The organism is Pseudonocardia sp. TRM90224, assembly GCF_021245725.1.
Lineage (GTDB): Bacteria > Actinomycetota > Actinomycetes > Mycobacteriales > Pseudonocardiaceae > Pseudonocardia.
The window spans coordinates 25,440-45,235 of record NZ_JAJGSX010000005.1 but is presented as its reverse complement, the minus strand read 5'-3'; the positions used below and the strand labels follow the sequence as shown (position 1 = coordinate 45,235).

Here is a 19,796-nt window from a genome sequence, read left to right as displayed (position 1 = left end):
CTCGCCGGGGTGCCTGGAAAGCCACTTTCCCAGCGCCAGGCGCCTGCAAAGTGGCTTTCCAGGCACTGGCGCCGCCGCAGCGAGCTGCTGGGTTTCATCGTGAGACCCGGTACTGTCGCCGCATGAGGCGCACCTCCTTCGCCCAGTGGCCCTGCTCCGTCGCGCGCACGATGGACCTGCTGGGCGACTGGTGGACGCCGCTCGTGCTGCGGGAGGCGTTCTACGGCATCCGCCGGTTCGACGAGTTCCAGAGCGGGCTCGGCATCGCCCGCAACACCCTCACCGACCGCCTCCGCCGCCTCGTCGAGGAGGGGTTGCTGGAGAAGCGGGAGTACCAGCGCGACCCCGTGCGCTACGACTACGTCCTCACCGACAAGGGCCGCGACTTCTTCCCCGTCCTCGTCGCGATGGCGCGCTGGGGCGACACGTGGCTCGCCGACGAGGCCGGCCCGCCGGTGACGTTCCGCCACGAGAGCTGCGGCCACGACACCCACGCCGAGGTCGTCTGCGCCCACTGCCGCGAGCCGCTGCAGGCCCGTGACACCCGTGCGCTCATGGGCCCCGGCTTCCCGCCGAAGCTCGTCGAGCGCCCCGACGTGAAGCGCCGCTTCGCCGTCTGAAACGCGCCACACGCCCGCCGAAACGCGCCACACGCCCGCGGAAACGTGGGACTCGCCCGCGGAAATGTGGGACTCGCGCGCTGGAACGTGGGACTCGCGGCCTCGGTGGGCGTGTCCCGCGTTTCGCCAGGCGAGTCCCGCGTTTCGGTGGACGAGTTCTGCGTTTCGGGCGTTGACAAGGTGGGTCTATCTACACAACTCTGGTGCTCAGAAGCCTGAGACGAGGAGTGTGGCCACGATGGAGTGGACCGGCGCCCGCTACGCCGACACCCCCACGGTCGAGGTGGAGACGTGGGTGGCTGCCAGTCCCGAGCAGGTCTGGGCGGTTGTGTCGGACGTCGAGCTGATGCCGTCGATGAGCGCCGAGGTGCAGCGGGTCGAGTGGCTGGACGGCGCCGCCGGGCCCGCGCAGGGCGCCCGGTTCGTCGGCTACAGCAAGCACGACGCGTTCGGCGAGTGGTCCACCACCTCGCACATCGTCGAGTGCGAGGAGCCCAAGGTCTTCGCCTGGGCCGTCGCCGACGTCGAGCACCCCAGCTCGGTCTGGCGCTTCACCCTCGAACCCCGCGACGGCGGCACCGCGCTGCGCCAGTGGATGCAGATGGGGCCGGGCCGCTCCGGCTTGAGCTACGCGATCGACCGCATGCCCGAGAAGGAAGAGAAGATCGTCTTCGTCCGGCTGCGCGAGTTCGAGCAGGCGATCACCGGCACGCTGGCCGCGATCAAGCAGCGGGTCGAGGGCGCCTGATGCGCACGGCCACCACGATCGAGGCGTCGGGGCGCACCTGGCGCGAGACCGTCGACTTCGTCGTGGAGGCCGAGAAGCTGGGCCTCGACGTCTGCTGGGTCGCCGAGGCCTGGGGTTCCGACGCGCCGTCGGCGCTGGGCTACCTCGCGGCCCGCACCGACCGGATCCTGCTCGGCTCCGGGGTGATCCAGCTCGGCACCCGCACGCCCGTCGCCGTCGCGCAGGCCGCGCTCACCCTCGCCGACATGTCAGAGGGACGGTTCCTGCTCGGCCTCGGCCCGTCCGGCCCGCAGGTGATCGAGGGCCTGCACGGCGTGCCGTTCGCGCGACCGCTCGCGCGCACCCGGGAGACCGTCGAGATCGTCCGGCAGGCCTTCGCCGGGGAGAAGATCGCGCACGAGGGCGCCGCGTTCCGCATCCCGCTGCCCGGCGGCGGCGGCCGCCCGATGCGCCTGTCCACCCGAGCCAACCCGGACATCCCGATCTACCTGGCGACCATGTCGCCGAAGCTGCTGGAGCTCACCGGCCGGGTCGCCGACGGCTGGCTCGGCACGAGCTTCGTCCCCGAAGGCGCCGCCGCCTACTTCACCCACCTCGACGCCGGGCTCGCCGCTGCCGGCCGCACCCGCGCCGACCTCGACGTCTGCCAGGGCGCGGAGGTCGCGTTCGCCCGCGACGAGCACCACCTTGCCGCGATGGTCGCGAGCCGCAAGAAGGAGCTGGCGTTCAGCCTCGGCGGCATGGGCTCGGCCACCACGAACTTCTACAACAGCGCCTACAGCCGGCAGGGCTGGGCCGACGTCGCGGCGCAGGTCCGGGAGCGCTGGCAGGCGGGGGACCGCGAGGGCGCGGCCGCGCTCGTCACCGACGAGATGGTCCTCGCGACGACGCTGATCGGCAGCGAGGAGATGGTGCGGGCCCGGCTGCGGGTGTGGCGCCACGCCGGCGTCGACACCGTCCGGCTCTACCCGGCAGGCGAGACCCTCGACGAGCGGTTGACGACGCTCGCCCGTGCATTGGACCTGGTCAAGGAGTTGTCGTGAGTGAGTGGCACAAGACCGCGTGCAGCCTCTGCTACCTCAACTGCGGGCTGGAGGTGCAGCTCGACGGCCGAGCGATCACGCGCGTCCGCGGCGACAAATCGCATCCGCGGTCGGAGGGCTACCTGTGCCAGAAGGCGCAGCGCCTCACCTGGTACGGCAACCACGGCGACCGGCTGACGTCACCGCTGCGGCGCCGGCCCGACGGCACGCACGAGCCGATCAGCTGGGAGGACGCGCTCGCGGAGATCGCCGAGAAGCTGCACACGATCCGCGACGCCGACAACGCGGCCGGGCGGCCCGGCTCGTTCGCCTACGTCGGCGGCGGGGGACAGGGCAACCACTCCGGCGGCGCGTACGGCACGTCGCTGATGAAGTGGATGAACTCCACGCGCTACTTCAACGCGCTCTCCCAGGAGAAGACCGGCGACTTCTGGGTCAACGCGCAGATGTTCGGCTCGTCGATCTGCCACACCGCCGAAGGCATCGAGGACTGCGACCTGCTGCTGGTGATCGGCTGCAACCCGTGGCTCGCGCACGGCTTCACCAACGCGCGCAGCGCCCTCAACACGATCAAGAAAGATCCCGACCGCAAGATCGCCGTCATCGACCCGCGGCGCACCGAGACCGCGGACGTCGCCGACCTGCACCTCGCGCTGCGCCCCGGCACCGACGCGTTCCTGCTTGGCGCGATGCTCGCGATGATCGTCGAGCGCGGCGGGCAGGACGCGGAGTTCCTCGCCGAGCGCACGGAGGGCTTCGACGAGGTCGCGGCGGCACTCGCGGACGTCCCGGTCGACGAGTGGATCGCGCACGCCGAGGTCGAGCGGGCCGACGTCGAACGGCTCGTCGACATGATCCTCGAGGCCGACGCCGCGGTGGTGCGGGTCGAGCTGGGCATTCAGCAGGGCCGCCACTCGACCCTCAACAGCTACCTGGAGAAGCTGCTCTTCCTGATCACCGGGAACTTCGGTCGGCGAGGCACGAACAACCTGCACTCCTGGCTGCAGCCGCTGTGGGCGAACTCGAAGGGGCAGCGCTCGGAGATCAGCGGCTACGAGTACATCGGCGGCCTGCTGCCGTCGAACACGCTGGCCGAGGAGATCCTCGCCGATCACCCGCACCGGGTTCGCGCGCTGTGGGTCGAGTCGTCCAACCCGGCCAACACCTACGCCGACACCACCGCCGTCGAGGAGGCGATCCGGGCCTGCGAGCTGTCGGTCGTCGTCGACATCGCCTATACCGAGACGGCCGCGCTCGCCGAGTACGTGCTGCCCGCTGCGTCGCAGCACGAGAAGTGGGAGTTCACGCTCTTCAACCTGGAGTGGCCGACCAACTACTTCCACGTGCGGCGCCCGCTGTTCGAGCCGCTGCCCGGCACGCTCGTCGAGGCCGAGATCTACGCGCGCCTGTTCGAGGCGCTGGGTGCGCTGCCCGACGCCGCGACGCTGGCGGCGCTCACCGAGACCGCCCGGACCGATCGCGGGAACCTGCTCCGCGCGGCCGCACCGGTGCTGAAGGGCGCCCGCGAGCTCGCGCCGGTGCTGCTCTACCTGACGCTCGGCGCGACCCTGCCCGATGGCGCCGCGCCGATGGCGCCGCTGTGGGTCGCGTGCCACCGCGCGGCCGCCACGATGACCCGCGCCGTGCAGCGCGCGCTCGACACCTCCACGGAGCCGCCCCAGCTGGGTGAGCTGCTCTTCGAGCGGATCCTCGACGGCGAGAGCGGCACGGCGTTCACGGCGCACGCCGACGACGAGGTGTGGGAGCTGGTGCGGCGCGAGCGCGTGCAGCTGGCCGTTCCCGAGCTGCTGGAGTGGCTCGGCCGGCTCGACCCGGCCGCCGAACGGCCCGATCCGCGGTTCCCGTTCTCGCTGGTCAACGGGCAGCGGCGGAGCCACAACGCGAACCAGATCCTGCGCCCGCCCGCGTGGCGCAAGACCGACCCCGAGGGTGCGCTGCGGGTGCGGGCCGCGGATCTCGCGACGATCGGGGCCGATGCGGGCGAGTGGGTCGCGGTCGTCACGCCGACCGGCCGGATCGTCGCGCGCGCAGAAATCGACGAGAGCCTCCGGCCGATGCAGGCCGCGCTGCCGCACGGGTTCGGCATGTCCTATCCGGACGGCCGCGGCGGGCGGGTCGTCAACGGGCCGCGGATCAACCTGATCACCGCCGCGCGCGACCGCGACCCGATCGCCGGCACACCCCACCACAAGGACGTCCCGGTCCGCCTGGAGCCGGCGACGGAGGCCGAACGCCAGGCGGCCGAAGCGGCCGCCACCCGCACCCGCGAGACCGTCGACAACGACGTCATGGCTGTTGTGAGCGCTAACAAACGACCATGACGTCGTTGTCGACGGTGGCTACGTGAGGCGGACGTCCGTGCCGGCGGCGCGGTACGCCGCAAGCGTCGTGGGGTCGGCGCCGTCGTTGGTGATCAGGACGTCGACGGCGTCGGCGCCGCAGACGGGCAGCAGGCCGGTGCCGGGGAACTTGCCGCGGTCGGCGAGCACGACGGTCTGCTCGGCCGAGCCGATCATGGCGCGCTTCACGGGGACCTCGACGAGGGTGGAGTCCATGACCTGCCCGTCGACGCCGATGCCGCTGGTGCCGAGGAAGAGCCGGTGCGCGCGGACCTCGCGCAGCGCCTGCTCGGTGAGCATCCCGACGAACGAGAGGTAGTTGCGGCGCAGGATCCCGCCCAGCACCAGCAGCTCGACGGTGCTGTCGTGGCGCAGCTCGTCGACGACGGCGAGGCTGCTGGTGATCACGGTGATGCGGCGCCCGCGCAGCAGCCGGGCCAGCCGTGCGGTGGTGGTGCCGATGTCGAGCAGCACGACGTCGCCGTCGCGGACGAGCTCGGCGGCGCCGCGGGCCACCCGCTCCTTGTCGTCGGTGGCGACGGTGGCGACCTCGTCGAACGGCACCGGGTCGTCGTCGGCGATGCAGCCGGCCCCGCCGCGCACGCGCCGCAGGATGCCGCCCGCGTCGAGCGACTGCAGGTCGCGCCGGATCGTCGAGGGGCTCACCCCGAGCCCCTCCGCGAGCGCCTCCACCGACACGAGCCCGGATGAACGGACCATCCGGATGATCTCGCCGTGACGCCGAGCCGGGAGCACGTGCTCACGGTAACGCACCACTCGACTACCAACAATCACCTTCGAGCAGAACTGCGCAGGAACGCGCAGAATTGGTTGCAAAACGGGCGAGAGAGCGGGCACTATCCCCGGATAGTCCGGGGGATGGAGGGATGGCGTGTCCAGCGCACTACGGGAGGCCCAGGACCCGTTCGCGGTGCCGCACGAGGAAGTTCTGTGGGATCCGCTCGTCGATGTCCGCGACGAGAACTGGCCGTCGGTCGACGTGTTCATGTCCGGCACCGTGTTCCTCGACATCGTGTTCACCGGCCTGCCGAACCCGCCGTCGGCCGGCACCGAGGTGTGGGCCGCGGGCATGGCGTCCTGCCCCGGCGGCATCGCGAACCTTGCCGTCGCGGCGTCGCGTCTGGGTCTGCGGACCTCGCTCGCCGCCGGGTTCGGCGACGACGTCTACGCCGATTTCTGCTGGCAGACGCTCGAGGAGCAGGAGCACGTCGACCTCTCCCGCTCGCGCCGGTTCGCCCAATGGCATTCGCCGGTGACGGTCTCGATGGCGGTCGAGCGCGACCGGAGCATGGTCACCCACGGGCACGAGCTCCCGATCGGCGCCGACGAGCTGATCGGCACGCCGCCGTCGTCGCGCGCGGTGCTCACCAGCATCGGCGAGGGCGCCGCCGACCGGACGCTGCCGTCGTGGGTGGAGGGTGCGCGGTGCCGCGGCGCGCTGGTCTTCGCCGACGCAGGCTGGGACCCGACGGGCGCCTGGGACCGCAGCCTGCTCACCACGCTCGCCGGCTGCGACGCGTTCATGCCCAACGCCGTCGAGGCCATGAGCTACACCCGCACCGACAGCCCGCGCGCCGCGCTGCACGCGCTCGCCGAGCACGTCCCGCTCGCCGTCGTGACCTGCGGCGCCGACGGCGCGATGGCGATCGACGCGACGACCGGCGAGGAGGCCGACGTCTCCGCGCTCGTCGTCGACGCGCTCGACCCGACCGGGGCCGGCGACGTCTTCGGCGCGGCGCTGGTGCTCGGCACGATCGCCGGCTGGCCGCTGGAGCACCGGCTGCTGTTCGCGGGTGTCTCCGCCGGGCTCGCCGTGCACGAGTTCGGCGGCTCGCTGGCGGCCCCCGGCTGGGGCGACATCCGCGACTGGTGGCAGGGCGTGCGAGCGCGTGCCGCGGCGGGGGAGCCCGACGCCGCGGGGTTGCGCGGCCGCTACGGCTTCATCGACGATCTTGTTCCGCGGACGCACGTCTGCGGCGTCCGCAGGGCCGCCGCGACGATCGCTCGCCGCTCCGACCTCACCAGGCCGGCCTGAGCCCGCCACCTGCAAGAACCTGCCGAGCCAAGAACTGTCGAGGGAGCTCCTGATGCTTCGCCGTCCCGCTGTCGTGACGCTGGCACTGCTCGCCGTCCTGCTCGCGGCCTGCACACCCGGCTCGGAGAACGTCGGCGCCCCGCCGCCGGCCGACCGGACGGTCCAGACGGACATCGCCGCGCTCGGCCCGGTCACGCTGACCGTCTGGGACCAGGAGGTGCGCGGCGGGCAGAACGCGCAGATGGAGCGGCTGAACGCGGCGTTCCAGCAGAAGCACCCCAACGTCAAGATCGACAGGGTGTCGCGGTCGTTCGAGGACCTCGGCACCACGCTGCGGCTCGCGATCAGCGGCAACGAGGCCCCGGACGTCGTGCAGTCCAACAACGGCCGCTCCGACATGGGCAACTTCGTCGCGGCGAACCAGCTGCTGTCGCTGGAGCCCTGGGCGAAGGCCTACGGGTGGAAGGAGCGCTACCCGGCCGCGGTGGCGCAGTACGTCAGCTACACACCCGACGGCAAGACGTTCGGCGAAGGCAACCTGTACGGGTTGCCGCAGGTCGGTGAGGTCGTCGGAATCTACTACAACCAGGCGGAGCTGACCCGCCTCGGCATCGCCGTCCCGAAGACGTGGGAGGACTTCGAGGCGGCGCTGGCCACCGCGAAGGCCGCCGGCGCGACGCCGATGCAGCTGGGCAACGTCGAGAAGTGGCCGGCGCTGCACGTGCTCGGCATGGTGCAGGACCAGCTCGTCGCCCCCGAGCAGGTCACCACGCTCGCGTTCGGGCGCAAGGGCGCGGCCTGGACGACGCCGGAGAACACGCAGGCCGCGCAGAAGCTCGCAGAGTGGACGCGGGCGGGCTACTTCAACGAGGGCGTCAACGGCATCGACAACGACCAGGCGTGGCAGGCGTTCTCCCGCGGCGGCTCGCCGTTCCTGATCGGGGGCACCTGGCTGGCCGCGGACCTCGAAGCGGCGATGGGCCCGAACGTCCGGTTCATGGCCCCGCCGCCGCGCGCCGGGCAGCCGGTGTCGGCGACCGGTGGCACCGGCCTGCCGTTCACGATCACCAGCGGCAGCGACGCACCCGACGCCGCCGCTGCCTACCTGGACTTCATCACCAACGCCGACGCGATGAAGGTGCTCACCGAGACCGGCAACCTGCCCGTCGTCGAAACGGCCGCCCAGCAGCCCGCGCAGCAGCTGTCGAAGGACGTCTTCGCCGCGTTCTCCGCGGTGTCCGACGGCGGCGAGCTGCTGCCGTACCTCGACTACGCGACGCCGACGATGGGCGACACGATGGGCGCCGCGCTGCAGGACCTGCTGGCGGGCGTGCAGACGCCGGAGCAGTTCGTTGCTGCCGTGCAGGCCGACTACGCGGCGTTCGTCGAGAAGAATGGGTAGCGGGAGCCGCAGCCTGGGGCCTTCGCGGTGGACGGCGCTGGCGTACGTGCTGCCGGCGCTGGTGGTCTACGCGGCCTTCCTGCTCTACCCGCTCGGCCGGTCCGTGCACCTGTCGCTCTTCGACTGGGACGGGCTGAGCCTCGCAACGTTCGTCGGGCTCGCGAACTACGTCGAGGTGGTCACCGACGAGGGGCTGCGGGCCGCGTTCGGCCACGCACTCGTCCTGATCGTGTTCTTCGCCGGGCTGCCGACGGTGATCGGGCTGGCCGTCGCGGCCGTGCTGAACCGGGCGAAGGTGCGCGGCCTGCCGTTCTTCCGGACGGTCGTGTTCCTGCCGCAGGTGCTGGCGATGGTCGTCGTCGGGGTGGCGTGGCGGCGCATCTACGCGCCGGACGGCTCGGTCAACGCCGTGCTGAGCGCCGTCGGGCTCGGCGACCTCGGCCGGGCGTGGCTCGGCGACACCGTGCTCGCGCTGCCGGCGGTCGGCGTGATCGGCACGTGGGTGCAGACCGGGCTGGTCACGGTGCTGCTGCTGGCGGGGATGAGCCGGGTGCCCGGCGACCTGTACGAGGCGGCGCGGCTCGACGGCGCCGGCGCGGTGCGGGAGTTCTTCTCGATCACGCTGCCCGCGGTGCGCGGCGAGCTCGCCGTGGCGCTCACCTTGACGGTGATCGCCGCGCTCAAGACGTTCGACCTGGTCTACATCACCACCGGGGGCGGGCCGGGCAACCGCACGTCGGTGCCGGCGTTCGAGGTGTACAACCGGGCGTTCCGGCTGGGTGAGGTCGGTTCGGCGGCCGCCGTCGGGGTCACCCTCACGATCGTGATCTTCGTGATCAACCTCGCCGTCGCGCGGGTGGGGAGGCAACGCACGTGATCTCCCGGGTGGAACGCGGCGCCAACTACGTGCTGCTGCTCGTCTTCGCGACGTTCGCGCTGTGGCCGGTCGGCACGATCGTCGTGGCTGCGCTGGGCAGCGACGGCGCGCCGGGCGGCTTGGCGAACTTCGCCGCGGCGTGGGAGACGGGCCGGTTCGGCTCGTCGATGCTGACCAGCGTCGCGGTCTCGGCGTTCGTCGTGGTCGTCGCGGGGGTGTTCTCGCTGATGGCCGGCTACGCCTTCGGCACGATGACCGTGCCGGGCGGGACCGTGCTGTTCGCGCTGTTCCTGCTCGGGCTCACGGTGCCGACCGAGGTGATCGTCGTCCCGCTGTACTTCGACCTGCGCACGTTCGGGCTCACGAACACGTTCTGGGCGATCGCGCTGCCGCAGGTCGCGCAGTCGCTCGCGTTCGGGACGTTCTGGATGCGGGCCTACTTCCGCTCCAGCCCGACCTCGATCGTCGAGGCCGCGCGGCTCGACGGCGCCGGCACGTGGCGGATCCTCTGGCGGATCCTGGTGCCCGCCGGTCGGCCCGCGATCGTGACGATGATCGTGCTGACGTTCATGTGGACGTGGAACGAGTTCCTCATCCCGCTGGTGATGGCCAGCAACGGGCAGCTGCGCACCGCGCCGCTCGGGCTGGCGTTCTTCCAGGGGCAGTACAGCTCCGGCTTCGCGCTGCTCGCCGCCGGCGCCGTGATCGTCGCGTTGCCCGTCGTGGTGGTGTACCTGTTCCTGCAGCGCCACTTCCTGCGCGGGATGCTGGACGGCGCCGTCCGCGAGTGACTTCCCCACCGTTTTGCCAACCTGCACGCCCCTGCGGGTGTGCAAGTTGGCAAAACGGTGGGGAAGTTCGGGCTGCGTGGACCCGTGGGCGCGGGCGCCCGTCGTCCTGTCGGAGGTGATCGGTAGGACGGGACGTGCAAGGGTTCGTAGCGGGAGAACGGGGATGCGGATGAACGACCTGCGCGGTGTCCTGCAGGGCCACGTCGACAGCGGCATCGTGCCCGGCGCCGTGGCGTTGGTGGCCCGGGGCGATGACGTCGAGGTCGAGGCCGTCGGCAGCATGGACGTCGAAGGCAGCGCGCCGATGGCCCGCGACTCGATCTTCCGGATCGCGTCGACCACCAAACCGATCTGCGCGGCGGCGGTGATGGTCCTGGTCGAGGACGGCCGGATCGCGCTGGACGAGCCGGTGGACAGGTGGCTGCCGGAGCTCGCCGCACCGACGGTGGTGCGCACTCCGAGCAGTCCGGTCGACGACGTCGTTCCGGCCGAGCGGCCGATCACCGTGCTCGACCTGCTGACGTTCCGCTCGGGCTACGGCTTCCCGTCGAACTTCTCGTTCCCACAGGTCCAACAGCTGTTCACGGTGCAGACCGATGGGCGTGAGGTGCAGCTGCGGCCCGATCCGGACACCTGGATGGCCGCGCTGGGGCGGATTCCGCTGCTGCACCAGCCCGGTGCGGCGTGGCTGTACGACACGAGCGCCGATCTGCAGGGTGTTCTGATCGCCAGGGCGAGTGGCCGGTCGTTGCCGGAGTTCCTCGCCGAGCGCCTGTTCGAGCCGCTCGGCATGGTCGACACGGCGTTCGAGGTCCCGGCGAGCAAGCGGCACCGGTTCACCAGCTACTACAAGCCCGGCGCCGACGGTCGCCTGGAGCTGGCGGATGGGCCGGACGGGCAGTGGAGCAGCGTTCCGGCGTTCCCCGCCGGCTCGGGTGGGCTGGCGGGCACGGTCGACGATTGGCACCGGTTCGCGCGGATGCTGCTGGACGAGGGGATGGCCGCCGGTGGGAAGCGGGTGCTGTCCGCGGAGTCGGTGCGGCTGATGCTGACCGATCAGCTCACCGCCGCCCAGTGCGCCGCGAACCCGTTGTTCCTGGAGGGGCAGGGTTGGGGCTTCGGGGGCAGCGTGGACGTCGAGCCGACCAACCCGTGGAACGTCGTGGGCCGCTACGGGTGGACGGGCGGTACCGGCACGGCCGCGCACGTCGTCCCTTCCGAGCGTGCCGTCCACATCCTGTTCACGCAGCGCGGGGTGGTCAGTCCGGTCACTCCGCAGCCGACGCTGGACTTCTGGCGCCACGCCGCCGGCGGGGGAGCGGCGGAATAGCCCTGGTCACAGCCGGATCAGAGCCGGATCAGGTCGGCCACCTCTTCCGGCAGGCCGGGTGAGGTCAAGGCGTGGCCCATCCCGGGCACGACGTGCAGCTCCGCGCCCGGGATCGCGGCTGCCAGTGCTTCACCGTGGGCCAGCGGGTTGACCGGGTCCTGGTCGCCGTGCACGACCGAGGTCGGCGCGGTGATCGACGTCAGCGGGACGAGCAATGTCGGGTCCTCCAGCCAGACGGCCCGGTGGTGGTTGGCCGCGGCCGCGGGGTCGGTGGCCCGCGACTGCGCCAGCTCCAGCATCGCCCGGGCGGCGGGCTCGTCGAACGGCCGGACCGGCCCGTTGAAGACCCGGAACAAGGCCAGGTCGGACTCCACGCCCGGCGGCAGCCCGGCGGCGAGGTGCGCGAGGAACGCCGGTGCCGGCGGCGGCAGGTCGTCCGGGTCGGCCGGCTCCCCGGCGCGCGCCCGCGCCCAGGCCGGACCCGGATCGTGGTTCATCGGCGAGCTGGACAGCAGGGTGAGGGACCGGACCCGGTCCGGCGCATGCACGCCGAGCCATTGCGCGAGCATGCCGCCCAGCGACGCCCCGGCCACGTGCGCGGAGTCGAGCCCGTGCCCGTCCAGCACGGCCAGGCAGTCGCGGGCCATGTCCCCGATCGTGTACGGGTGGGCGTCGAAGTCGACGGCACCGGACCGGCCGGTGTCCCGATGGTCGTACCGGATCACGCTGACCCCGCGCTCAAGGAGCCGTCCGACCAGCGCGTCCGGGCAGCTCACACCTTGGGCGGCCGATCCCATGACCATGAGGACGGCGGGGCGACTGGCGTCCCCGATCCGTTCGGTCCAGATCCGCAGCGGCCCCGAATCCACGAAGAGCTCATGTGCATCCAACACGCGGGCACGGTAGCGGCGGCGGGCCGCCGGGCGCCGGTGCTTTTCGCCCGGCCCCGAGTTCCCCACCGTTTTGCCTACTTACACACCCAAAAGGGCGTGCAGGTTGGCAAACGGTGGGGAAGTTCGGGCTGCGTCGTGCTCCTAGACGGCGGCGCCGCGGAGCGAGCCGGTGAAGGGTGCGCCGCTGCGCTGCTCCGGCCGGCAGATGATCTCGCGGTCGCCGTCGGCCCACGTCGACTCCGACGGCCGCCACCAGGTGATGTCGAGCTTCGTCCGCGCGGCCGTGACACCGACGTACGCCTCGAACTCCGGCCCCGAGCAGAGCCGTTCGGCGGCGGTGTCCATGGCGTCGATACCCGGCCAGCTCGCCCCGGTATACCGCACCAGCGCGAAGACCTCGTCGTTGTGCGGCCCCGAGCACGGGACGACCGTGACGGTGGTGACGTCCGACTCGTCCGCATCGATCGTGCACTGGCCCACCGCGAGGTCGTCGACGTCGATGGTGACGCCGCTCGCGCATGCCGTCAGCCCCGCGGTGATCACCACCGTGATCGCCGTAGCAGCTACCACCGCGAGCGCGTGCCCCCTGCCGCGAACACCCACGGCCCCTCCTCAGGTCCGCGGTCCGGACCCGTCCGGACCGTCCGCGGACCACTGTCGGCGGGAACCGTTTCACCGGCGTCGCAGTGTCATCTCATGGGTCATCTCATGGGTCGTCTCACGGGTCATCTCACCGGCCGTCTTTCGGCTTGTCGGTGGTGATCGCGTGCCACTTCCCGCCCACGCCGTCGCCCTTCACGTCGGACGGCGCGGTGTCGGCGGCGTGCCGGTAGAGCGGCCAGCCGCCCAGCGTGAGCTGCTGGGTGCCGTCAGGCCGCCCGACGGTGCCGACGAGCTCCGGCGGCACCCCACGCAGCTCCGGCACCCCGTCGCCGACCAGCGGCGGCCACTGGCGAGCGCACTCGCCGGCGCACGTCGACCGCGACGGCTCGCGTGAGTCGCCGTCGAACCGGTAGACCGTGAAGCCGTCGCTGGTGATGACGGTGCCGATCGGGGTGACCTGCGTGGCCAGCCCGCCGGGCGAGAGCGGGACGGCCGCCGTGTAGCCGAGCGGGCGGGCCTGCGACGCCGGCACCAGGTTCATCGAGCTGCACGCCGCCGCGGCGCCGAGGACAGCAACCGCGGCGGCGGCTCGCAGCACGTTCGTGAGCCGGCGAGGCATCGACTTTCCCTTCGAACTGGCGATAGAGGACTGGGGGAACCGGATGCCGCCCACCGCGTCAGGGGGCAGTGCACGGCGGACGGCACCCGGCGATGGACAGTAAGGACGACCGCTCGCCGCCTATGCGTGCCTGAATGGTCACGCCGCTGTACGGCCGTGTGGGCGCGACGGGCGGTGCCCGTATCCGCTGATCAGCGCAGTGTGCTGGGCCGAATGCCGGCACCAGCTCTCAGCGCTGCACCGGAACCGTTCGCCCTCCCGTCGCCAGGTCACGTGCGGTGACCGGTCGCCGCCACTCTGGGTGATCTCCAGGAAACGTTCCGCCGATCGCCCAGTGGGCGTGGCGTACGGCTGACCGTGCCCGCTCGATCACTCCCTGAGTGGGCTCCAAGGGAGTTCGGCCGAAAAGCTGCTCTGAACGGCCTAAGAGCCGACCACTCGTCGCGTCAGCCATGGCTTCGGGCCCACGGAGCTCTCAGGTTCGCAACCCCCGCCTGACCCGGACTCTTACCGTCTCGGCCCATGAGTGAAGGGCTCCAACGAACCACATGGCTGGCCGTGCTCGGCGCAGCCATCGTCGGCCCCGCGCTGCTGTGGCTCGCCACCGCGCCGGCCGAACCCCTGTGGACCCGCCTCTCGGTCATCAGTGGGCTTTTCGCGCTTTCCGCGCTCGTCTGCGCCGCCGTGCTCCCCAGCAGGTTGCGGTCGCTCAACCGGGCGTTCGGCATCGAGAGTGTCATGGAGGTGCACAGGTTCCTCGGCATCATCGCCGCAGTGCTCGTACTCGCACACCTGGCCTGCGTCGTCGCGGCCGATCCCACCAACGTCGCACTGCTCGACGTGCCACGGGCCCCCGGCCGTGCCGTCGCCGCGGTCGGCGCCACCGTCGCGATCATGCTCCTGATCGGGGCCGCCATCCTGCGGCGCCGCCTGCGCCTCTCGTACGAGGCATGGCGGTGGACGCACATCTCGCTCGGCGGGTTGGTCGTCATCCTTTCCGCGGCCCACGTGTGGGGCCTCGACAACGTCGTCCGCAACGCCGTCATGAACCTCGTGCTCACCATCTTGATCGCGACGTTCCTCGGTGTGGTCGTCTACCGCTGGATCTGGCGGGCGCTGCTCGACCCGAGCACCGAGTTCTTCGTGCAGGAGGTCAGGGCGGAGAGCCCGACCGTCTCGACGCTCGTGCTCGCGCCGAAGGCCGTCGGCAGCGGCCGGCACAGCGACGGCGAGGCGTGGACGTTCGCGCCGGGCCAGTTCGCGTGGCTGCGGCTCGACCGGACGCTCACCGCGGAGGAACACCCGTTCACGATCGCGTCGAGCCCGCACATCGACCGGACCGAGTTCACCGTGCGCCACGACGGCGACTTCACCCGGGCGCTGCGGTCGCTCCCGCCGGGCAGCCCGGTGTGGGTCGACGGCCCGCACGGCGCGTTCACCAGCGACATCGGGCGCTGCGGCGGGTTCGTCCTGATCGCCGGCGGCGTGGGCATCACCCCGATGATGAGCATGCTGCGAGCCGCGGCCGACCGGGGTGACCGGCGCCCGTACCGCATGATCGTGGTGGCCCGCTCGCCGGAGGACCTGCTGTTCCGCGAGGAGCTGGGCTTCCTGCGCCAGAGCATGGACCTCGCCGTCACGGAGGTGCTGCGCCGTCCGGCCGACGGGTGGGACGGGCACACCGGCGACCTCGGCGTGAGCCTCCTGTCGCTGGTGCTGCGGTCCGTCGCGCACCCCGACGATCTCGATTACTTCATCTGCGGCGCCCCTCGACTCGTCGAGGACGCGCTGGACGTGTTGGACGTCCTCGAGGTCCCCCCGGCCCGCGTCCACACCGAGCTCTTCGACTTCGTGTGAAAGAGGTACCCGTTCCATGCTCCGCCGGATCCCCAGGTTCCTGCGATTCTCCGTACTCGTCGTCGTAGCGCTTGCTGTGAGCATCTCCGTCTTCCAATCGTGGGCCTCCGGCACACCCGGGACCGGCGGCTGGGTGCAGACGCAGTGGGGCCCGCTCGGCCCGGCCGACCGCGACCTCCTCGTGAAGGTCCGGTTGGCCGGGCTGTGGGAAGGCCCCACCGGGCAGCAAGCGATGCAGCAAGCCAGCAGTGCCGAGGTGAAGGAGATCGGCCGGATCATCTCCACCGAGCACGCCGCCCTCGACCTCGAAGTGCGCAATACGGCCGACCAGCTCGGTGTCCTGCTCCCCACCAGCCCCAGCACGCAACAGCTCGCCTGGATGAGCGAGATCTCTGCGAGCACCGGGCCCGACTACGACAGGATCTTCGTCCAACGCCTGCGTGAAGCGCACGGCATCGTGCTCCCCCTGATCGCGGAGGTCCGCGCGAGCACCCGCAACGAGCTCGTGCGCACCTTCGCAGCGACCGCCGACAGGTTCGTCACCGGCCACATCCAGCACCTCGAAGGCAGCGGCATGGTCAACTACGCCGAGCTGCCCGAGACCCCCGGCCCGGGACTGCTCTCCGGTGAACGCACCCCGACCGACCTGATCGTCCCGATCCTGGTCTTCATGGCGGCGGTCCTCGCCGCGCTCTGCCTCGTCACCGCTCTGCGGAAGAAGTCGACGGGACGTCCCCAGCGTCTCGCGTCGCCGGTCTCCGGCGGACCCGCCACGACCGCGGTGGCCATGCTCCCCGCTCCCCGCGCTCCCCGATCCGAAAGCACGGGATCACACCGGATCCCGACCGACGTCCGAACCACCCCGCCCGGTGAGACCACCGCACCACGGCACGTCTACGCGAAGGCCGGCGTCGCCCCAGGTGAGACGACCGGCCCGCGCCACTCGATCCGGCGCTGACCCCAGCCGCTCCCCGCGACACCGGATCCCCGCCGGTGGGAACCCCCAGCCCACCGGTCCGCTCCCCGAACCCCGATCGGAAGCCTCATGTCCCCCTCTCATCGAGACCGAACCGCGAAGGCGTCTGCCTTGCGCAGGCGCACCGTGATGGAACGGCTCGGCGCCGAGCAGCGTCAGCGCTCCTCCCGGCGCCAGCTCACGATCCTCGCGGTGGTGCTGCTCGCACTCGCCGTCCCCGCCGCCTATGCGTACGGGTCGACCGACGCACCCCGCGACAACAGCGGGCTCGTCGCCTCCCTGGCCGGGCACAGCTCGCACAACTCCGCACCGCAGCCGGACAACGGCGAGGGCGCCGACACCGGAGCGCCCCCGACCGAGAACCCCGGCACCGAGAATCCGGGCACAGAGAACCCCGGCACCGAGAACCCCGGCACCGAGAATCCCGGCGAGAACCCGCCCCAGAATCCCGGCGAGACCCCGGGTAACGAGAATCCCGGCAACGAGGGCGCCGGGAACGGTGACCCTGGTCAGCAGATCGACGCCAACCGGCGTGGGCGTGGGCGTGGCAACGGGAACAACGGCAACGGGAACGGCAACAACGGCGGTGGCCAGCAGAACAACGGTCTCGACGTGCTGGGCCGCGACTGCCGCAACAGCGACCTGGACCGCCACACCGGCTTCCAGGTGGCGCCCGCGTGCGTCGACACCGCGTTCGGCGAGGTGGCCGACGAGGACAAGAGCCCGTCGCTGCTGATCACCGAGTCGCCCGACCGCGTCGGGGTGGGCGAGGCGTTCAGGTTGCAGGTCAGCACGCGCAACCTCGTCCGCGACCGGTTCCTCGGTGCCGCGGCCGGCGGCTACTACCTGGAGAGCTCGTTCCTCAACGATCAAGGGCTGCAGCGCGGCCACTTCCACACGGCCTGCCGCATGCTGCCCAACGCCAACGAGGCGCCCGACTCCGCGCCGGCACCCGAGTTCTTCCTCGCCACCCAGGACAACCGCGGTGGCGCCGAGCCCGACACCGTCACCATCGATGTCACCGGGATGCCGTCCGCCGGCCAGGCGCAGTGCACCGTGTGGGCCGGTGACGGGTCGCACCGCCTCCCGATGATGCAGCGCGCCAACCAGACCCCCGCCGTCGACTCCGTCCGGATCGATGTCGGATGAGCACCGCCGCTCCGGAGGCGGGCGCCGCGGCCGCGCTCGCCCCGATGGTCGAGGTGTGGTTCCGGATGCTCGAGGAGCACGTCCCCGACGCCGACAACCGCTGCACGGCCTGCACCGGGGTGCGCAACACCCCGTGGCCGTGCGCGCTGCACGCCGTCGCCGAGCAGGCGAGGCAGTGGCACGCGTCGCGCACGATCCCGATGCCGCGCCGGTCACCGGAGGGACAGCGGGATGCAAGCCCGCGACGGCCGCGGTGGCTGCGTGGCAACCGCCGCCTCCCACGCCCGCTGACCCCGCGCGAGCAGGAGTTCCTCCAGCTCGCCGCGAACGGTTACGGCGACACCGAGATCGCGGCGCGGCTCGACGTGCCCGAGCGGACGGTCGGCACCAGCCTGCGCCGCATCGGGCACGCGCTGGGCGCGCCACAACGGTCGGATCTCATCGTGCTCGCGATCCGGGAGGGGGTGATCATCTAGGAGCCGGCAACAGACGCGGGTGATCGTTCAGTAGGGCGGCCCGCTCGTCTCACGGGGGACGAGCGGGCCGTCCGCATGCCAACTTCCCCACCGTTTTGCCAACCTGCAGACCTCCGGGGCCGTGCAAGTTGGCAAAACGGTGGGGAAGTTCGGGTGGAGCGCCGGGTTAGTGTGGCGGCGTGGAGGAGTTGATCGGCAGGTTGCGGGCTCGGGTGCGTGCGGAGGAGCGGCTGCTCGTCGCGTTCTCCGGCGGGGTCGACTCGGCGCTCGTCGCGGCGGTCGCCGCGCAGGAGCTGGGGGAGCGGGCGGTTGCGGTCACGGCCGTCTCGGCGAGCCTCGGCGCCGCGGAGCGGGCTGCCGCGCGTGCGTTCACCCGCGAGCGCGGCATCGCGCACGTCGAGGTGAGCACCGACGAACTGGAGCGCCCCGAGTACGTCGCCAACGCGGGGGACCGCTGCTACCACTGCAAGTCGGCGCTGTTCGACGCCGTCGCACCGCTGGCAGCGATGAGCGGGGCCCGGATCGCGCTCGGCACGAACACCGACGACCTCGGCGACCACCGCCCCGGCCAGCGCGCCGCGGCCGAGCGGGGCGCGATCGCCCCGCTGCTCGACGTCGGGTTCGGCAAGGCCGAGGTGCGGGCGGCCAGCGCCGCGCTCGGGCTCTCGGTCGCGGAGAAGCCCGCGGCGGCCTGCCTGGCGTCGCGCGTCGCGTACGGCGACCCGGTCACGGCGGAGGTGCTGCGCCGCATCGAGCTGGCCGAGGACGCCGTGAAGGCGCTCGGCTTCCCGGTGTGTCGGGTGCGGGCGCACGGCGGCGGGACGGTCGCGCGCGTCGAGGTCCCCGCCGCCGACGTCGCCCGCGCGGCCGATCTGCGCAGCGAGCTGGACGCCGCCGTCCGCGGCGCCGGGTTCAACTTCGCGGCCCTTGACCTGCAGGGATTCGCGAGCGGCCGGATGAACGTGATGCTCGGGATCCCGGCCCCGCGCTGACCCGTAGGCGGACGAGAAGGATTCCGTAAGGGCCGCGCCGCACGCTCTGCGGCATGAAGAAGCTCATCGCCGCACTCGCCCTCACCGCGACCCTCCTGGCCCCTACTGGCTGCGCGGCCGCGAGCGAACCGGCCGCCGCGCCGTCGCCCGGCCGTTACGCCGACGTCAACGGGCTGCACATGTACTACGAAGTGCACGGTCCCGACCAAGGCAGACCGCTCGTGCTCCTGCACGGCGCGCTCTCCGGCATCAACACCGACTTCGGCGAGCTGCTCCCCGAGCTCGCGAAGACCCGCCGCGTGATCGCGATCGAGCAGCAGGCGCACGGCCACACCGCCGACATCGACCGCCCGTTGCGCATGCAGCAGATGGCCGCCGACACCGTCGCGCTGCTGCGCTCGATCGGCGTGCAGCAGGCCGACTTCTTCGGCTACAGCCTCGGCGCCGGGATCGCGTTCGAGATCGGCGTGACCAACCCAGACCTCGTGCACAAGCTCGTGCTGACCTCGCTGACCTTCTCGACCGACGGTCTGCACCCCGGCCTGCTCGACGGCCTGCAGTCCGTCACTCCCGAGATGATGCACGGCTCGCCGTTCCACGAGGGCTACCTGGCCACCGCCCCGCGCCCGCAGGACTTCCCGAAGCTGATCGAGAAGAACAAGGACATGCAGCTCAACCTGCCGTCGTGGTCGCCCGAGGTGGTCAAGGCGCTCGCCGCGCCGGCGCTGATCGTGATCGGCGACTCCGACATCGTCCGCCCCGAGCACTCCGTCGAGTTCTTCCGCCTGCTCGGCGGCGGGGTCGTCGGCGACATGGTGGGGCTGCCGAAATCGCGGCTGGCGATCGTCCCCGGCGCAACGCACGTCACGGTCGTGCACCAGCCGGCCGTCCTGCTGGCGATCATCCCGCCGTTCCTCGAGGCGGCGTAGGCCGGCGCACCCGGCGAGACCCATCGCCTTCCTGACGTCCCCGACCGGACCACCGCAAAGAGCGACCTACAGTGA

At 71.7% G+C, this 19,796-nt stretch carries 19 protein-coding genes; 15 read left to right on the top strand and 4 right to left on the bottom strand.

Annotated features, from left to right (window positions below; all coding sequences use genetic code 11):
- The first annotated feature begins 122 nt into the window (after positions 1-122).
- The 4 genes from LL648_RS09485 to LL648_RS45125 all read left to right on the top strand — a co-directional run bounded on the left by LL648_RS09485 (position 123) and on the right by LL648_RS45125 (position 4,753).
- Complete coding sequence (locus LL648_RS09485; RefSeq protein WP_232662090.1) at positions 123-620, top strand: winged helix-turn-helix transcriptional regulator; 498 nt, start codon at positions 123-125, stop codon at positions 618-620.
- A gap of 238 nt (positions 621-858) precedes the next feature.
- Positions 859-1,368, top strand: coding sequence for an SRPBCC family protein (locus LL648_RS09480; RefSeq protein WP_232662089.1), 510 nt, complete (start codon positions 859-861; stop codon positions 1,366-1,368).
- On the top strand, positions 1,368-2,411 hold the full coding sequence (locus tag LL648_RS09475; RefSeq protein ID WP_232662088.1) for an LLM class flavin-dependent oxidoreductase: 1,044 nt from the start codon (positions 1,368-1,370) through the stop codon (positions 2,409-2,411). Before LL648_RS09480 ends, LL648_RS09475 begins: the two co-directional genes overlap by 1 nt.
- The gene (locus tag LL648_RS45125) at positions 2,408-4,753 is read left to right on the top strand and encodes a molybdopterin-dependent oxidoreductase (protein ID WP_232662087.1); all 2,346 of its coding nucleotides are present in this window, start codon (positions 2,408-2,410) and stop codon (positions 4,751-4,753) included. Before LL648_RS09475 ends, LL648_RS45125 begins: the two co-directional genes overlap by 4 nt.
- Positions 4,754-4,771: 18 nt before the next feature.
- Here the strand turns inward: LL648_RS45125 and LL648_RS09465 are convergent, their stop codons facing one another.
- The gene (locus LL648_RS09465; RefSeq protein ID WP_232662086.1) at positions 4,772-5,527 is read right to left on the bottom strand and encodes a DeoR/GlpR family DNA-binding transcription regulator; all 756 of its coding nucleotides are present in this window, start codon (positions 5,525-5,527) and stop codon (positions 4,772-4,774) included.
- Positions 5,528-5,777: 250 nt separating this feature from the next.
- On the opposite strand from LL648_RS09465, the gene LL648_RS09460 reads away from it, so the two are divergent.
- The 5 genes from LL648_RS09460 (at position 5,778) to LL648_RS09440 (ending at position 11,227) form a co-directional block, all read left to right on the top strand.
- Positions 5,778-6,827 (top strand): carbohydrate kinase family protein, encoded by a 1,050-nt coding sequence (locus tag LL648_RS09460; RefSeq protein WP_232662304.1) that lies wholly within the window; start codon positions 5,778-5,780, stop codon positions 6,825-6,827.
- 52 nt (positions 6,828-6,879) lie between these two features.
- The gene (locus LL648_RS09455; RefSeq protein ID WP_232662085.1) at positions 6,880-8,229 is read left to right on the top strand and encodes an extracellular solute-binding protein; all 1,350 of its coding nucleotides are present in this window, start codon (positions 6,880-6,882) and stop codon (positions 8,227-8,229) included.
- A complete protein-coding gene (locus tag LL648_RS09450) occupies positions 8,222-9,106 on the top strand; it encodes a carbohydrate ABC transporter permease (protein WP_232662084.1) in 885 nt (294 codons plus the stop codon). The genes LL648_RS09455 and LL648_RS09450 overlap by 8 nt, the downstream gene beginning before the upstream one ends.
- A complete protein-coding gene (locus tag LL648_RS09445; RefSeq protein WP_232662083.1) occupies positions 9,103-9,897 on the top strand; it encodes a carbohydrate ABC transporter permease in 795 nt (264 codons plus the stop codon). The genes LL648_RS09450 and LL648_RS09445 overlap by 4 nt, the downstream gene beginning before the upstream one ends.
- 163 nt (positions 9,898-10,060) lie before the next feature.
- Complete coding sequence (locus LL648_RS09440; RefSeq protein ID WP_441344304.1) at positions 10,061-11,227, top strand: serine hydrolase domain-containing protein; 1,167 nt, start codon at positions 10,061-10,063, stop codon at positions 11,225-11,227.
- Positions 11,228-11,244: 17 nt separating this feature from the next.
- Here LL648_RS09440 and LL648_RS09435 read toward each other — a convergent pair whose 3' ends face one another.
- The 3 genes from LL648_RS09435 to LL648_RS09425 form a co-directional block, all read right to left on the bottom strand.
- Positions 11,245-12,120: an alpha/beta fold hydrolase gene (locus LL648_RS09435; RefSeq protein ID WP_232662082.1), complete on the bottom strand. Its 876-nt coding sequence runs from the start codon at positions 12,118-12,120 to the stop codon at positions 11,245-11,247.
- A 141-nt stretch (positions 12,121-12,261) separates the two neighbouring features.
- Positions 12,262-12,723: a septum formation family protein gene (locus LL648_RS09430; RefSeq protein ID WP_232662081.1), complete on the bottom strand. Its 462-nt coding sequence runs from the start codon at positions 12,721-12,723 to the stop codon at positions 12,262-12,264.
- A 127-nt stretch (positions 12,724-12,850) separates the two neighbouring features.
- Positions 12,851-13,342: a COG4315 family predicted lipoprotein gene (locus tag LL648_RS09425; RefSeq protein ID WP_232662080.1), complete on the bottom strand. Its 492-nt coding sequence runs from the start codon at positions 13,340-13,342 to the stop codon at positions 12,851-12,853.
- A gap of 522 nt (positions 13,343-13,864) precedes the next feature.
- On the opposite strand from LL648_RS09425, the gene LL648_RS09420 reads away from it, so the two are divergent.
- From LL648_RS09420 to LL648_RS09395, 6 genes are all read left to right on the top strand, one after another.
- Positions 13,865-15,199, top strand: a complete 1,335-nt coding sequence (locus LL648_RS09420) for a ferredoxin reductase family protein (protein WP_232662079.1) — start codon at positions 13,865-13,867, stop codon at positions 15,197-15,199.
- A 16-nt stretch (positions 15,200-15,215) separates the two neighbouring features.
- Positions 15,216-16,157, top strand: coding sequence for a DUF4142 domain-containing protein (locus LL648_RS09415; protein ID WP_232662078.1), 942 nt, complete (start codon positions 15,216-15,218; stop codon positions 16,155-16,157).
- Positions 16,158-16,286: 129 nt separating this feature from the next.
- Complete coding sequence (locus LL648_RS09410) at positions 16,287-17,324, top strand: hypothetical protein (RefSeq protein WP_232662077.1); 1,038 nt, start codon at positions 16,287-16,289, stop codon at positions 17,322-17,324.
- Positions 17,321-17,800: a helix-turn-helix transcriptional regulator gene (locus LL648_RS09405; RefSeq protein WP_232662076.1), complete on the top strand. Its 480-nt coding sequence runs from the start codon at positions 17,321-17,323 to the stop codon at positions 17,798-17,800. Before LL648_RS09410 ends, LL648_RS09405 begins: the two co-directional genes overlap by 4 nt.
- 179 nt (positions 17,801-17,979) lie before the next feature.
- Positions 17,980-18,792, top strand: coding sequence for an ATP-dependent sacrificial sulfur transferase LarE (gene larE / locus LL648_RS09400; protein WP_232662075.1), 813 nt, complete (start codon positions 17,980-17,982; stop codon positions 18,790-18,792).
- A gap of 53 nt (positions 18,793-18,845) precedes the next feature.
- Positions 18,846-19,721 (top strand): alpha/beta fold hydrolase, encoded by an 876-nt coding sequence (locus LL648_RS09395; protein ID WP_232662074.1) that lies wholly within the window; start codon positions 18,846-18,848, stop codon positions 19,719-19,721.
- The last annotated feature ends 75 nt before the right edge of the window (positions 19,722-19,796 follow it).